Raw genomic sequence first — 15,665 nt, forward strand, 5'->3', positions numbered from 1 at the left:
CGGGACACGCTAGCCACCCACGGCAGCCACCCGCGGCAAGCCGGGGATCCGGCCGCGGGCACGGGTGACCAACCGCACCCGGCCGATCCGTCCGCACCCGGGCACCGGCTCGGCCTCACCCGCGCCGACCACCTCGTAACCGCTGACGGTGGCATCCAGCCGGACTTGGGCGCCAGACCAATCGCCTCCGGTGACCAACAGCGTGCACCCCTTCTGCCGGGCCCTCGCCGTCACCGCACGAGCCCGGGCACCCGGGACAGAGCGGCCGCCCAGATCGAGCACCACCAGATCCAGGCCGTCCAGCAGAACCGCGGCCACCTCGACCGGATCAGCACCGGGGTCCGGGATGACCGCGACCCGGCTCAGGTCCGCCCCCATCTCGACCGCGGCCAGCAGGCCCGCCCGCGGCTGGCCGACGATCGCGGCGTGCCCACCGGCAGCCGTCACCGCGGCCACCATGCTCAGCGGTAGCGAGCGGGCGCCGGTGAGCACCGCCACCACGCCTCGCGGCAACGCGGCGGGGACCCTCTCGGCAAGGGTTTCCGGAACCTCCAGCAAACCTTCCGAGGTAGGTGTCGAGTCGCCTGTACGCACCCTTCCCTGACTCCGGACACCTACCTTGGCGGAGACTTCCGCCATCCTGCGGCGCAGATGTTCGACCTGATCAGCGCGGTTTACCAGGCGCGATTCAAGGCTTGAAGCCGCTGTCACAGCAGCACCTCCCGCACCACCAGATCCGATCGTATTCGAACACCTGTTCGATCACTCGAGTAAACACCGCACCGGAACCGTCGTCAAGCGCAGTCCCCCGGCCTGCCCAAACGTCACACCACACCGTCGACCAGCGCAGGAAGGCCTGTGGAATGCCTGTGCGGCACAGTGAACGCTGCGCTAAAGTCTGGGCACCAGAACCCCGCTTCGGAATGGGACTGGTGTGCGGGAACACAGCGAATCACCAGGTAGGCTGTTTATGAACCGTGCGGAATCGATATCGATTTCCCGAAGGCCGGCTCATACACCACTCGGGGGAGAGGTAAGGACCGCAACATGAACTCAAATCTGACCCGTCGCGTCTCAGCAGCAGTCGGGGGCGTCGCCATCCTGGCCATGATCGGCTTCACCGCTGCGTGCGGGAACGAGGAGAAGAAGACTCCCGAAACGTCGACGACCACGACGACGACCACGACCAGCACCACCGCTCCTTCGGTCGAGCCGACCGAGAAGTCGATCAGCCCCAGCGGTGGCAACAAGTTCACGCCCACCGTCAAGGCGCCGCCGGCTCCGACCGCCATCCCCGGCGACAACTGACACGTTGGCACGAGTGAGCCGGGTCTGCTGACATGCGGGCCCGGCACCTCGGAACGTGAACCGCCACCACACGGGCATCGCCCACTGGCTACCGGCGCTGGTGCTCGCCGGTGTGCTGGTCTTCGCCTCTGATCTTCCGATCAGTCGTCACTTCTCCGGGCCCCACATCATCGACGGCCCCTATGCGTCGCTGTTGGCCGCCTCGACCGACCTCGGTCCGGCCCGGCCGCAACAGATCCAGCTGACTGCTGCCCTCACCGATCAGCAGCGCCCCAGCGAGCTCATCGACTGGACGCATGACCATGGACTCTCGGTCTCGTGGCGCCCCAGTGACAACTGGGCCATCGTCGAGGGCACCCCGGATGCCATAGCGCGCGCCTTCGATGTCACCGTGCACGACTACCGCGGCCGGCAGGGGCAGCAGTTCTACGCTTCACCGCAACAGCCGGTGGTGCCCGAAGCGCTGCGCGACGAGGTCGCCGAACTCGGACGCATCCTGGGCTACACCCCGCACCACGTGTCCCGCCCGGAGATCGCGCTGGACGTCCCGGATCGTGGACTGACCCCGAGCGCCCTGCTCACCACCTACAACGCGGACAAACTGGCCACCGCCGGCTTCACCGGCAAGGGCACCACCATCGTCATCTTCGCGTTCAGCGGTTACGACCAGAAGGACCTCGACAGCTTCTCCGCCATGTCCGGCCTGCCCCGGTTCACCCCGGAGACGCTCGGCGATCCGCTCCCGGTGGCGCACGGCGAGACGACGATGGACCTCGAACTGGCACATGCCGTGGCCCCCGATGCACACAAGGTCGTCGTGAACGCCCGCCCGACCGTCCAAGGCGATGGCGCCTATCAGAAGATCGGCACGCTGTTCGAGGACACCGACCGCGCCTATCCCGGCGCGATCTGGAGCCTCTCGATCGGCTGGGGTTGCGACAAGCTGCTCACCGCCGCGGACCTCGCCCCGGTCCGATCGGCGCTGCGCACCGCGCAATCGCACGGCACGACCGCCTACAACGCCAGCGGCGACCTCGCCGGCCTGGAGTGCAAGGGCGGCACCGACTGGGATTCGGTGCCGGGACCCAACGACATCGGGCTGGACTCGGTGTCCTCGATTCCCGAGATGACCAGCGTCGGAGGCACCACCCTGTCCACCGACGACCGTGGCACCTGGCTGGCCGAGCAGACCTGGTTCGACGTCCCGTTGTCCCAGGGCACCGGCGGCGGGCTGTCCGCCCTGTTCGACCTGCCGCCCTGGCAGCGTGCCGCGGCCACGCAGGTGCCTCCCGCGCGCAACACCGGCAAGCGGATGACCCCGGACATCTCGGCCGTGGCGGACCCGTTCACCGGCGTGAAGATCGTGCTCGACGGCAACGTGGTGATCGGTGGCGGCACCTCTCAGTCCGCCCCCATCTGGGCCGGCCTGACCGCCGTGATGGACCAGTATCTGCTCGCCAACGGCGGCAACCTGATCGGTGAGATCAACCCCCTGCTGTACCGCATCGCCACCGGTGCGCCGCTGCCGGCGTTCCGGGATATCACCCTGGGTGCCAACGCCGTCGACGTTGCCGGCCCCGGTTATGACCTGGTCACCGGATTGGGTACGCCCGATATCGACAACCTGGTCCGCAATCTGCTCATCGCACAGAGGATCCAGGCCTGATGACCACCACCTCCGACGGTCCGGACACTTCACCGGCTCCCGGCATGGTGGAATGCCCCATCTGCCGGGTCGACGTCCCCGCGGGCAAGTACTGCGGGCTGTGCGGGGTACCGCTCTCCGAGCATCAGGCCGGTGACGGCCCGCATTGGCTGCGGGCCCGGACCTTCAGTGCCGCACCCGGCCAGCATCTGCTGACACCGTCCATCACCAGCTCACTGTTCCCGCACCTGTCCCCGCGGTCACGCAAGGCATTCCTGCTGGGGCTGGCGCTGCTCGTCGCGGCACTGATCATCGCGACGGTGTTCCGGTTGCCCGCCGCACTCATCACGGTGGCCTCCCTCGGCCTGCCGTTGTTGTTCGCGATGTACATTCGCGAATCCGATCTCGCCAAGGACATTCCGCGCAGCACGCTGGCACTCACCGCGGTGCTCGGAATCGGGCTCGGCGTGGTCTGGGTGCTGCTGACCGGAGCCGCGGTGGCGCGCGCCTACGGCGTACCGCTGGGTGCGGGCATCGCCGGGGGCCGCATCATGCGCGACGGTATCGGCATCCCTGTCGGCGCCATGATCATCATGCTCGTCCCGGCGGTGGTGGTGCGTCTGTCCCGGCCCGGTGTGCGAGAAGCGCTGGACGGCTACGCAATCGGCGCTCTGGGTGCGCTGACCTTCAGCGGCGCGGCCACCTTGACCCGGCTGGCCCCGCAGTTCACCACCGGCATGGTCGCCCGCGCCCGGCCGCTGGACGGCCTGCTCGTCGAGGCGGGTATCCGCGGGATCGCCGTCCCCCTCACCGCGGCCGCCGTCGGTGGGCTGGTCGGCGCAGCCCTGTGGTTCAGCCGGCCCCCCTCCAAGGTCGGCAAGAACCGCGGGTTCGTGCGCTTCACCCTGATCTCGACCGCCGTGGTCGTCATCGCCGTCTACGCGGGGTTCGGCCTGATCGACGTCGCCCGGGTGCCCCAGTGGCTGCAATTGGCCGTGCATTTGACGTTATCGCTGCTCGCCCTGCTGGCCCTGCGTATCGGCCTGCACCTGGCACTGCTGCACGAGGCTCAAGACGAGATGCGGGCCGACGAACCGCTGCTGTGCAACGAGTGCAACCACGTCGTGCCGGATGCCCCGTTCTGCGCGAACTGCGGTGCGGCGATGCACGCGTCGTCGCGATCCTCCCGGAACTCCCGGCGTGAGGAACGCCCGATCCGGCTCGCGGAAGAGGCCCCGACAGGCGAGATCGTCGTCGGCCTGACCCCCGGCTACTCGCTTCATTCCGGGTCCTTCACCGCCCCACCGCCGTCCAAGACCACGTTCCGCTGGATCGCACTGGTGCTCAGCACCACCATCCTGGTGATCGCCGGTGGGCTCGTCGGACTGTCCGGACTGCTGGCCACCCCGTCCGCACGGTACGTGTGCCCGCCGGACTGCGGCCGCCCACCGATGGGGCAGCCGGTGAACGTCAACCCACGTTTCACCGCGGCGGACGGATCCTTCTCGGTGTCCTACCCCTCCCCCGAGTCGGCCTACACGGTCACCAAGACCGATAACAGCGTGACGGCCGTCTTCCAGGTCAGCGACGGCGGCACCCTGCGTCTGTTCAGCGAGCCGGCCCGCGGCCGGTCCCCCCGCGATATCGCGAACACGCTGCTGAAGCAGACCTTTCCCGACACCAAGATCGCCTACGAGATTCCCAACGCGATGGTCGGCTACCAGCCCGGCTACGGGCTGGTAGCCGACTGCTGGCCCCAGGGTGCGATGAGCAGCTACACCCGGATGCGGGTCGTCGTGCTGGTCTCGGTGAAGAACGACGTCGCGCTGGTCGCCGGAGCCGTCGGGCCCTATCACGCTTTCGGCCCGGATTTCGGTTCCGGCAAACCGTCGGCGGTCGGCCTGGAGATCGCCCTGGACATGGGCAAATACGTCAACAGCTTCAGCTGGCGCGGAGACCCGCCCCGCTGATTCTCCGGTGACCCGCGGAGCACCACGCGTCCGCCAATACTGACATTGACAAATGTCATCAATCGTTGGTGTACTCGATGGACGTTCGACCAAGGGAGGTCCGGATGCCCACCCACCCCATCCGCCGCGTCACCACGGAGCTTCCCACCCGCGGATCGCTGCAGTCACGGGCAGCGGCCACCGTCGGCGGCCTCACCCTCCGCCCGCTGAGTGGGCTCCTTGCGCCCGAACAATTCTGGGGCGTATGGGCGGCCCGGCAGGTCATCGCCGGGGTGATGGACACCTTCGGCCCCTCGCTGTCCGGCACCACGGTCGAACCCGTCGATGTGCGCCTGGCCGATGGCCGCCGGGTGGTCGGCGAATGGGTGTACGGCCGGGGCGTCCCGGGGAACCACGACAGTGCGATCTACTACCTGCACGGCAGCGGATACGTGCTGTGCTCACCCCGCACCCACCGCAGACTGACGGCGTGGTTGTCCCGGCTGATCGGGCAGCCGGTGTTCTGCATCGACTACCGGCTGGCACCGAAGTACCGATTCCCCACCGCCGCAACCGATGTGCGTGCCGGCTGGGACTGGCTGCACACCGAACTCGGGATCGCGCCGGATCGCATCGTGATGGCCGGCGACTCCGCCGGCGGGCACCTGGCCGTCGACCTGCTGCTGCAGCCGGGCGTCCCGCATCCCGCGGCGCTCGCGTTGTTCTCCCCGCTCTTCGATATGACCTTCGGCCTGGCCCGCACCCGTGATGCACTGCGCCGCGACCCGGCGATCAGTCCGCGGGACGCCGCCCGGCTGGTCGGCTTGTACTGCGGCGCAGACGATATGGCCCACCCGGGATTGACGCTGGACGTCAGGAACGGACGCCGGCTACCACCGACGCTGATCCAGGCCGGCGGGGCGGAGATGCTGCTCGGCGACGCCCGCAGATTGCACGAGGATCTGCGCGCCGCCGGCGCCGACTGCGAACTCCAGGTCTGGCCCGACCAGGTGCATGTCTTCCAGGCCCTGCCCAAGCTCAGCCCCGAGGCCCGCCCGGCGATGCACAGCGCGACCACATTTCTGGCGGAGGCCTTGCACCGCAACACCATCGCCGAAGTCGCCGGATGACCATCGTCGTGGCTGCCCCGCCGGCTGCACCCGCGCACGCCGCGCACACCGCGCTCAGCTGGCCGGCGTAGATGCCGCCACCCCAGCCGCCCCGGCCCCCGGCCGGCGCCATCGCGGCCATCCTGGGTGGTCTGCGCCGGGCACCGCAGCAGATCCGCCGGAGCTCACGCGATGTGGTGGAGACCGCGGTGTCGCAATTGTTCGACGCGGCAGTCCAACCGCACGGGGTGGCGGCGTCCGGTGAGTACCGCATCGAGGAGTTGGCACGACTGGCCGGCAGCACCACCCGCAACATCAGGGTGTATCGGGACCGCGGGCTGCTGCATCCACCGCTGCGGGTCGGCCGCATCGTCCTGTTCAACGACACTCATCTGACCCGGCTGCGGCTGATCACCTCGATGCTCGACCGCGGATACACCATCGCCCATGTCCACGAGATGCTCAACGCCTGGGAGCAGGGCAAGGACATCGGTGATGTGCTCGGCTTGGAGAACGCCATCGCGGGCAGCTGGGCGACGGAGAAATCCGAGCGGATGCCGGTGGCGCAGGCCAGGGAACTCATCGATGACGACGCGGCCTTCGACCGGCTGTGTGACAACGGTCTGATCAAGCTGGCGGGCGAAGACGCAATCATCCTGCGGCCCAAGTTGATCGAGGCGTTCAACGATATCCGACGGTACGGCATCGGTATCGACACCCTGATCGATGTCCACGAACGGGTGCTACCCCACGTCGACGAGATCAGCTCGATCCTGGTGCAGGCCGGGGTGGATCATCTCGCCCACCGGATCAAACCGGGCGAACCTCTGCCCGCCGATACCGAGGTCGCCGAGCTCATCACGATGCTGGTCCGGTTCCGCACCCAGGCGGTGGCCGCGGTGACGGCGACGCTGGCCGTCTCGATCGAGTCGACGATCGAGAACGTCGTCGCTCAGATGCTCACCGAATACCTCGGGAAGGATCCCGGCGCGGACGAGCCGACGTGATACCGCCGGCACGTCACGGCGTGGCCCATCGTCGCGGCCGGCGCGGGAAGTGCGCCACCATCCCGGCCCCGTCCGAACGCGGGTCGGATGCCGCGGCCATGTCGTCGCCGGCGATGAACACGACATTGCTCTGTCCCATCGACTCGGTGTGCTGGGGCACCTCCCGCACCGCCAGACCCGACCTGCGCAACGCGTCCCGCCCCTGGTCGCACAGCTCGGCCTCCACGGTCACGGTGTCGGGGGTGTCACCGTCGGCCTGGCTGCCGACGATCGCCCGGGGATCGGACACCGCGACCGCGGCGGACGCACCCTCGACGGCCCGCAACAGCACCTGGGTCAGAATCTGGGGCTGGCCCTGGCCACCCATGGTCGCCAACACGTGGCGCAGCGTCCCGTCGTGCGTCGTGATGGCCGGCATCAACGTGTGTGCGGGCCGTTTGCGCGGTGCGAGCACATTCGGTGATTCGGCAGCCAGCGAGAAACTCGTGCCGCGGTTGTGGAACAGCACACCGGTGGCCGGATCGATGAGGCCGGACCCGAAGGCGTGATAGACGCTCTGGATCAGGGACACCGCATAGCCGTCGCTGTCGGCGACCGCGATACCGACCGTGTCACCCTTGGGCACCAGCACCGGCCCTGGTACCGGCTCGGTCACGCCGAGCTCACCCAGGGCATCGTTGACCAACGCGGCGCTGTCGACACCGATGTGACGTGGGTCGGCCAGATAGGTCGAACGTAACCGGTTGCCCTGCAGAAAGATCCGCATCAGGGTGCCGATATCCGCGGTCAGCGGGTGGCGCAGCCGAAGGTCCTCGATGGCACGCAACGCTCGCAACATCAGGAACCCATGGGTGTTCGGCGGGCTGGTGAAGACCGTCAGGTCGCCGAAGCGGGCCGACAGGGGTTCCACGACATCCGGTACGTAGTCGGCGAAATCCTCTGCCGTCAAACATGATCCACAGCGGCGCAGGTATCCGACCATACTGTCGGCCGGGCCGCCGGTATAAAAGGCATCGGGGCCGTCGTGGCGCAGTGCGGCCAGGGTGGCGGCCAGCTCCGGTTGAACCAGGACGTCCTCGGTGGTCAACGCCCGGCCGCCGGGCCGGAACACCCGGCAGTAGTCCTGCACCTCGGCAAGATCGGCGTTCTCCGGGTCCGCGATATGGCGGGCCAGCGAAGGCGCCACCGGCACACCACCTTCGGCGACCCGCTGGGCGCGTTCCAGGTTCTGCGACCATGGCAGCCGCGCGCCCAGTCCACGCAACACCTCCCACCCCCGGACCGCGCCGGGGACCGTCACCGAATCGGCGCCGCGCAAGGGCAGGGCCGCGCCGTGTCGGGATCTCATCCCAGCGGCGGTGCTGCGCCGGCCCGACCAGCCGGAGGCATTGACACACCGCACCATCCCGTCTGGGGTGCGCACCAACGCGATGAGGTCACCGCCCAGCGCGACATTGTGCGGATAGACGACGGTGAGAACGGCGGCAGCACTGATCGCGGCGTCGACCGCGCTACCCCCTTCGGCGAAGGCGGCCATACCCGCGTCGGTGGCCAGGGCGTGCGGTGCCGCCAGCGCACCGGTGAAAGTGGACACGATGTGTCGAACTCCTAGTGAATGGTGGACAGAAATGCCTGGGTGCGCGGATGGCGCGGGCTGCCGAACACCTCGTCCGGCGGTGCGTCCTCGATGATGCGGCCGGCATCCATCACGATGATCCGGTCGGCCACCTCACGGGCGAAACGCATCTCATGCGTGACGACCACCATCGTCATATGTTCGGCGGCCAGCTCACGCATCACGGCGAGCACCTCGCCGACCATCTCGACATCCAGTGCGCTGGTCGGCTCGTCGAACAGCATCACCTTGGGCCGCATGGCAAGTGCACGGGCGATGGCCACCCGCTGCTGCTGGCCGCCGGAGAGCTGACTCGGCCGCGACGACGCCCTGTCGGCCAATCCGACGCGTTCCAGGAGGGCCAGCGCATCCTGCTGCGCCTTGCCTTTCGGCGTACCGAGCACGCGGACGGGACCGCTCCACACGTTCTCCAGCGCGGTCATATGCGGGAACAGGTTGAAATGCTGGAACACGAAACCGATTTCGCGGCGCCGTTTGGCGAGCTCGGCGGTGCCGACCTTGCGCATGCTGGTCAGATCTCGATGTCCGATCGGCAGCCCGGCGATCAGGATCTCACCGCTGTCGACCTTCTCGAGATGGTTCAGCGAGCGCAGCAGTGTCGTCTTGCCGGCACCCGAGGGTCCGATCAGGACGACGACCTGTCCACGCCGGACATCCAGGGACACGTCATCGAGGACCCTTCGCCCACCCAGGGTGCAGGACACCCCACGCACCGAGACGACCGTTTCGGCAATCGCATCACTGTCGCTCATCATGCTCTCTTTCAACACTTTTCAGCTCACCCCGGCGGGCTGCGGCGATGCGTCCGAGGTCCGGCGGCCGCCGAGGAGTCGCCGGCTGATCGGAACCCGCTGTTCGATACCGAGCTGGCGGGCCAACCGGTTCTCGATGCCGGCCTGGATGAACGTCCAGACCGTGGTGAGGGCCAGATAGTAGATCGCGGCGACGATGAAGATCTCGAAGGTGTGGAACGTGGCGGAACTGATGGCCTGGGTGACCAGGAACATCTCGCTGACCCCGATCACGCTGAGCACCGAGGTCGTCTTCATCAGCCCGTTGAACGAATTGCCCAGTGGGGGCACCATGACCCGCAGCGCCTGGGGGACGATGACCCAGCGCATCACCTTGACCGGTTTCATCCCGAGTGACGCAGCGGCCTCGAACTGCCCCTTCGGCACGGAATCCAGACCAGCCCTGATGATCTCGGCGATATAGGCACTCTCGTTGACCATCAGGCCGATCACCGCAGCCTGCACGGCGGCCTTGACCGACAACCCCAGGATCGCCACATCACGGAATTGATAGAGACCCACGGCCGCCAGACCGGTGTAGATCAGCACCAGTTGCACCAGCAGGGGTGTGCCCCGGATGGACCAGATGTACACACCGGCCACCCAGCGCAGCGGCGCCAGAACGGACCGCCGCATCAATGCCACGACGAGCCCGGTCACCGTCGCCAGCACCATCGCGACGACCGAGATCACCACGGTGAGAACCAATCCGTCGAGGAACGGAGCACTGGGCGTGAGCAGACTCTTCCAGAAGAACGGCCAGTCGAAGTTCATACCGATTCAGGTCACTTCTGGATCGACAGATCCGTCTGGCCCCACTGGGCGAGGATCTTGTCGTAGGAACCGTCGTTCTCCAGCGATTGCAACGCCTGCTGGATCGCGTCCCGCAGGACGGTGTTCCCCTTCAGGGTGGCGGCACCGATCTTGATGGTGCCGAACGGAAGGCCCGCCAGCTGGATCTGCGCGCCGGTCTTGGTCGCGTAGTACCCGAGCGTCTCGGCGGTGTCGAGGTAGGCGTCGACCTGGCCGTTCTGAACCTGCTGTATCGAGACGTCGGCATGGTTGTTGCGGTTGATGTCGATGGCCTGTTGCCCGGCCGCGGTGCATTTGTCGGACTGTTCTTGGGACAACGCCTCGGCGGTGGTACCCACCGCGACCATCACTTTCTTCCCGCACAGGCTGTCATCCATTCCGGTGATCGCCGCGGGGTGCTGTTTGGCCACGGCGATACCGGTTCCCGAGTAGACATACGGCACGAAATCGACGACCTTCTCGCGCTCGGGCTTGATGTAGAGCTGCGCCATGATCACGTCGCATTGCTTGGCCTGCAGGGTCGGAATGACTGCGGCAAAAGCGGATTGGACGAATTGTGGTTGCAGGCCCAGATTCTGGGCGATCGCCTTGCCGAGATCGACCTCGCTGCCCACCAGAGCGCCGGTCTCGTCGTGGTAGACGTTGGGCGGCGTGCCGTCGTTGGGGGCGCAGATCTTCAGCGTGCCCGCCTCCAACACGGCCGGCGGCGCCACCTTGGCCGGGCCGGAGGCGACCGGCGCCGAGGGGGTGGGCGACGAACAGCCCAGTACGAACAGCGCGATACCTGCCGTGACGGCACCGAGTGCGGTCTTCCTCACGATTCCTCCCGGATCCACCAGGCCGACTACTCGCGGCCCTCTCTATCGAACGATAGGGGACTATCGGTCGATAGGGGTGCCGAACCGGATCACTTCATGAGGAATTAACAACAATCGTCGAGGCGAGGGCGCAGGTCAGCCGCGGGCCGGGACCGCGGTCTCACTCAGCCGACGCTGCGTGACGGCGCGGATCCGGTCCAGATCAGCAGGCTCTACCAGCAGCGCGCGCAGCACGAAGTCCGCAGCTTGTAGTGGTCGCTGCACCCGCATCCGGCCCCTGGGTCCGCCCTGTTCGCGAAGGGTCTCGAACAGCACTCCGTTGGCCGCGCGCAGCACGAAGCCGGCATCGCATTCCACGAATTCACCGTCGCGCGTGCCCGAACGGATGAGTTCCTCGACCAGATCGTGGAATATCTCGATACCGCGCTTCTCCTGCACGAACTCCGGCATCGCCAGCACCGCGTCCTGGTACAGGCCGCGCGCGTCGAAGGGCTGCACCAGCATTTCGCGGACGTCACTGGCGACGGTCAGATGCAGCTTCTCCCCCCATGTCGTCTGTTCGGTCAGACGGCTGCGCACACGGCCGATGGACGGGCCGAGGTCCATGTCGATCAGGGTCCGGAAGATCTCGTGCTTGGCGCTGAAATGGTGAAACAACGACGGTTGGCGAATCGCGACCGCTTCGGCGATATCCCGCGTCGAGGTGCCGAAATAGCCGCGCTGGGCGAATAATTCCGAGGCGGCGAGCAGGATCCTGCCTCGTGTCGAGGTCCAGTCCACCGGCGTCGGCTGCCAGTCCGCCATGTACTTCACCGGGCCGGCTACTCCCACTCGATGGTGCCCGGCGGCTTGCTGGTGATGTCCAGCACCACCCGGTTCACCTCGGGCACCTCGTTGGTGATGCGGGTCGAGATGCGCTCCAGCACGTCATAGGGGACCCGGGTCCAGTCCGCGGTCATGGCGTCCTCGCTGGACACCGGTCGCAGCACGATCGGGTGTCCGTAGGTGCGGCCGTCGCCCTGCACACCCACCGAGCGGACATCGCCGAGCAGCACCACCGGGCACTGCCAGATCTGGTGGTCCAGGCCGGCGGTGGTCAGTTCCTCACGGGCGATCGAGTCGGCGCGGCGCAGGGTGTCCAGCCGCGAGGCGGTCACCTCGCCGACGATGCGGATACCCAACCCGGGACCCGGGAAGGGTTGGCGCGCAACGATTTCCTCGGGAAGGCCGAGCTCTCGCCCGACCGCACGGACCTCGTCCTTGAACAGCAGCCGCAGCGGCTCGACGAGCTTGAACTTCAGGTCGTCGGGCAGGCCGCCGACGTTGTGGTGGCTCTTGATGTTCGCCGTGCCGGTGCCGCCGCCGGACTCCACCACATCCGGGTAGAGCGTGCCCTGCACCAGGAAGTCGATATCGAATTCACTGAGCGAATCGCGCACCGCACCTTCGAAGGCGCGGATGAACTCACGGCCGATGATCTTGCGCTTGCCTTCGGGATTGGTGACCCCGGTCAGCGCCTCCAGGAAACGGTCGGCGACATCGACGGTCACCAGGTTGGCCCCGGTGGCGGCGACGAAGTCCCGCTGCACCTGGGCCCGCTCCCCCGCCCGCAGCAGGCCGTGGTCGACGAACACACAGGTGAGCCGGTCTCCGATGGCGCGCTGCACCAGCGCCGCGGCGACCGCGGAATCCACGCCGCCGGACAAACCGCAGATCGCCCGGCCGTCGCCGATCTGTTCGCGGACCTGCGCGATGAGCTGGTCGGCGATATTGGCCGGCGTCCACGTCGCACCGATCCCGGCGAAATCGTGCAGGAACCGGCTCAGCACGTGCTGGCCGTGCGGCGAATGCAACACCTCGGGGTGGTACTGCACACCCGCCAGGCGCCGAGCCCGGTGTTCGAAGGCGGCCACCGGCGCGCCGGCGCTGGTGGCGACCACGTCGAATCCGTCCGGAGCGTCGGTGACCGCGTCACCGTGGCTCATCCACACCGGCTGGGTGGCGGGCAGCTCCGAATGCAATTGCCCGCCGGAGACTTTCAGCTCGGTGCGGCCGTACTCACTGGTGCCGGTGTGCGCGACGGTGCCACCGAGCGCCTGGGCCATGGCCTGGAAGCCGTAGCAGATACCGAAGACCGGGACATCGAGGTCGAACAGCGCGGGATCCAGTTTCGGCGCCCCTTCGGCGTAGACACTGGCCGGACCGCCGGAGAGCACGATGGCTTGTGGGTCGCGGGCCTTGATCTCTTCGACCGTCGCGGTATGCGGGATGACCTCGGAGAACACTCTGGCTTCGCGCACACGCCGTGCGATCAGCTGGGCGTACTGAGCCCCGAAGTCGATGACCAGGACAGGGCGGGTCTGCGATGACGCGCTCGCGCGAAGAGCGTCTTCCGAAGCTGATTCCACCAGCTCAGTCTAGTGAGGGGCCCCGCGGCACCGCCCTCTCGGCTCGGGTTTGTCACGCACGCCGCAGGGTACCCACCCAGCGGCGTCGTCCCCGACACCCCGGAGACACCACCCACGAGACGCCGCATGAAAGGAGCCACGGTGACCGGAACCCAGCCCACTCCGACGACCACGGACGCCGGCATCCCCGTCTACAGCGACGAGCATTCGCTGACCATCGGCCCGAACGGCCCGATCCTGCTCCAGGATCACTACCTGATCGAGCAGATGGCGACCTTCAACCGGGAGCGGATCCCGGAACGCCAGCCGCACGCCAAAGGCGGCGGCGCCTTCGGCCATTTCGAGGTCACCCACGACGTCAGCGCCTACACCAAAGCGGCGGTGTTCCAGCCGGGCACCAAGACCGAGACGCTGACCAGGTTCTCGACCGTGGCGGGTGAACGTGGCAGCCCGGACACCTGGCGGGACCCGCGCGGATTCGCGACCAAGTTCTACACCGCCGACGGCAACTTCGACATGGTCGGCAACAACACCCCGGTCTTCTTCATCCGGGACCCCTTGAAATTCCAGCATTTCATCCGGTCCCAGAAGCGCCGCGCCGCCAACAACCTGCGCGACCACGATATGCAGTGGGATTTCTGGACGCTGTCCCCGGAATCGGCGCATCAGGTGACCTGGCTGATGGGCGACCGCGGCATCCCGAAGGACTGGCGGCACATGAACGGGTACTCCAGCCACACCTACAGCTGGATCAATGCGACCGGCGAGATCTTCTGGGTGAAGTATCACTTCAAGTCCGACCAGGGCGTCGAGTTCCTGACCCAGGACGAAGGTGACGAGCTGGCCGGCGTCGACGGTGACGCCCACCAGCGCGATCTGTACGACGCGATCGAGCGCGGCGAGTTTCCGAGCTGGACGCTGAAGATGCAGATCATGCCGTTCGAGGACGCGAAGGACTACCGGTTCAACCCGTTCGATCTGACCAAGGTGTGGCCACATGCGGACTATCCGCTGATCGATGTCGGCAGGCTGACCCTGAACCGCAATGTCAGCGACTACCACACCGAGATGGAGCAGTCGGCGTTCGAACCCAACAACGCGGTGCCGGGTACCGGTTTGAGCCCCGACAAGATGCTGCTGGCCCGCGACTTCGCCTACGCCGACGCGCACCGCGCCCGGCTCGGGGTGAACTACAAGCAGATCCCGGTCAACACGCCGAGAACCGAGGTGCACAGCTACTCCAAGGACGGCGCCATGCGCGTCAAGAACGTGACCGACCCGGTGTACGCACCCAATTCCTACGGCGGTCCCCAGGCCGACCCGGCGCGGACCGGCGAGCCGCTCTGGCACGCCGACGGCGATATGGTTCGCGCGGCGTACTCCTTGCATGCCGAGGATGACGACTGGGGCCAGGCGGGCACTCTGGTGCGCGATGTGCTCGATGACGCCGCTCGGGATCGGTTGGTGTCCAACATCTCCGGCCACCTGTCCAAGGGTGTGTCCGATCCGGTGCTGGAGCGCGCGTTCGAGTACTGGCGCAATGTCGACAAGGATCTCGGCGATCGGGTGGCGGCCGCCGTCGGCAAGGGCGGCTGATCAGTCCGGGGTGAGGACCCGCGCGGCGGCCGCGGCAGCCGAGGAGTGCACGGCCGCGTCGGGCACCTCGGACAGACCCGTGGCCGACCGCAGGAACGGTTCGAACAGGCGCCAGCCCAGTTGCAGGGCAACGGCATTGGCGACGGCCAGCCGGCCGGCTTGCTCGTCTGCGAACTCCGGCAGCACCCGGTCCAGCAGCAGCGCAATGTTGGGGAATTGCGTCTGCAGCCGGCCCACCGGATAGCCGTCGAGCAGGGCCCTGGCCATGACCCGGGTGTGCCGGTCGGTGGCCCGTTCGATGTCCTCGGCCGGGGCGTCGGCGGCGACCAGGACGCGCAGGGCGGCGCCCAGATGGTCGAGCACCGCGCCGACCAGCCGTTCCTTGGTGCCGAAGTGGCGGTACACCAGGCCGTGGTTGACCCGGGAGCGGGTGGCGATATCGCGGATGGAGGTGGCGGACGGCCCGCGGTCGGCGAACAGTTCGGCCGCGGCGTCCAGGACGGCCGCGACCACTTCGTCGCGGCCCGCTGGTGGCGCGTGTGTAGTCACTTGACTACACTAGCCCATATCGCGTGTAGTCACCTG

General features: G+C 67.5%; 14 protein-coding genes. 6 read left to right on the forward strand and 8 right to left on the reverse strand.

Translation table 11 applies throughout. From position 1 onward, the window contains the following. Positions 1–9: 9 nt before the first annotated feature. Positions 10–711, reverse strand: coding sequence for a DnaE2-dependent mutagenesis accessory factor ImuA' (imuA', locus tag H7J86_RS08760; protein WP_267290456.1), 702 nt, complete (start codon positions 709–711; stop codon positions 10–12). Between the two features lie 336 nt (positions 712–1,047). Between imuA' and H7J86_RS08765 the strand changes: the two genes are divergently transcribed. The 5 genes from H7J86_RS08765 (at position 1,048) to H7J86_RS08785 (ending at position 7,018) form a co-directional block, all read left to right on the forward strand. Next, complete coding sequence (locus tag H7J86_RS08765) at positions 1,048–1,308, forward strand: hypothetical protein (protein WP_170847451.1); 261 nt, start codon at positions 1,048–1,050, stop codon at positions 1,306–1,308. 55 nt (positions 1,309–1,363) lie between these two features. Then, entirely contained in the window at positions 1,364–2,974 is a 1,611-nt protein-coding gene (locus tag H7J86_RS08770) for a S53 family peptidase (RefSeq protein ID WP_372517233.1), read from the forward strand. After that, the gene (locus tag H7J86_RS08775) at positions 2,974–4,923 is read left to right on the forward strand and encodes a zinc ribbon domain-containing protein (protein ID WP_235633061.1); all 1,950 of its coding nucleotides are present in this window, start codon (positions 2,974–2,976) and stop codon (positions 4,921–4,923) included. The genes H7J86_RS08770 and H7J86_RS08775 overlap by 1 nt, the downstream gene beginning before the upstream one ends. 104 nt (positions 4,924–5,027) lie before the next feature. Further along, on the forward strand, positions 5,028–6,032 hold the full coding sequence (locus H7J86_RS08780; RefSeq protein ID WP_267290457.1) for an alpha/beta hydrolase: 1,005 nt from the start codon (positions 5,028–5,030) through the stop codon (positions 6,030–6,032). Positions 6,033–6,103: 71 nt separating this feature from the next. After that, on the forward strand, positions 6,104–7,018 hold the full coding sequence (locus H7J86_RS08785; protein WP_090363196.1) for a MerR family transcriptional regulator: 915 nt from the start codon (positions 6,104–6,106) through the stop codon (positions 7,016–7,018). Positions 7,019–7,031: 13 nt separating this feature from the next. On the opposite strand, the gene H7J86_RS08790 is transcribed toward H7J86_RS08785, so the two are convergent. The 6 genes from H7J86_RS08790 to guaA form a co-directional block, all read right to left on the reverse strand. Further along, complete coding sequence (locus tag H7J86_RS08790) at positions 7,032–8,612, reverse strand: gamma-glutamyltransferase family protein (protein WP_267290458.1); 1,581 nt, start codon at positions 8,610–8,612, stop codon at positions 7,032–7,034. 14 nt (positions 8,613–8,626) lie between these two features. Further along, positions 8,627–9,406, reverse strand: coding sequence for an amino acid ABC transporter ATP-binding protein (locus H7J86_RS08795; protein WP_267290459.1), 780 nt, complete (start codon positions 9,404–9,406; stop codon positions 8,627–8,629). Positions 9,407–9,427: 21 nt separating this feature from the next. Next, positions 9,428–10,219 carry an amino acid ABC transporter permease gene (locus tag H7J86_RS08800; protein ID WP_090363192.1) on the reverse strand — a complete coding sequence of 264 codons (792 nt, stop codon included), beginning with the start codon at positions 10,217–10,219 and terminating at the stop codon, positions 9,428–9,430. Between the two features lie 11 nt (positions 10,220–10,230). Continuing rightward, complete coding sequence (locus tag H7J86_RS08805) at positions 10,231–11,076, reverse strand: ABC transporter substrate-binding protein (RefSeq protein WP_267290460.1); 846 nt, start codon at positions 11,074–11,076, stop codon at positions 10,231–10,233. 135 nt (positions 11,077–11,211) lie between these two features. Next, positions 11,212–11,880 carry a TetR/AcrR family transcriptional regulator gene (locus H7J86_RS08810; protein WP_267290461.1) on the reverse strand — a complete coding sequence of 223 codons (669 nt, stop codon included), beginning with the start codon at positions 11,878–11,880 and terminating at the stop codon, positions 11,212–11,214. Between the two features lie 17 nt (positions 11,881–11,897). Next, a complete protein-coding gene (guaA, locus tag H7J86_RS08815; protein WP_167157165.1) occupies positions 11,898–13,484 on the reverse strand; it encodes a glutamine-hydrolyzing GMP synthase in 1,587 nt (528 codons plus the stop codon). A 126-nt stretch (positions 13,485–13,610) separates the two neighbouring features. Between guaA and H7J86_RS08820 the strand changes: the two genes are divergently transcribed. Further along, a complete protein-coding gene (locus tag H7J86_RS08820) occupies positions 13,611–15,080 on the forward strand; it encodes a catalase (RefSeq protein WP_267290462.1) in 1,470 nt (489 codons plus the stop codon). Here the strand turns inward: H7J86_RS08820 and H7J86_RS08825 are convergent, their stop codons facing one another. After that, positions 15,081–15,629: a TetR/AcrR family transcriptional regulator gene (locus H7J86_RS08825; protein ID WP_267290463.1), complete on the reverse strand. Its 549-nt coding sequence runs from the start codon at positions 15,627–15,629 to the stop codon at positions 15,081–15,083. Between the last annotated feature and the right edge of the window lie 36 nt (positions 15,630–15,665).

This window comes from Mycobacterium hackensackense, assembly GCF_025822555.1.
In the GTDB taxonomy this organism is placed as follows: Bacteria; Actinomycetota; Actinomycetes; order Mycobacteriales; family Mycobacteriaceae; genus Mycobacterium; species Mycobacterium fluoranthenivorans.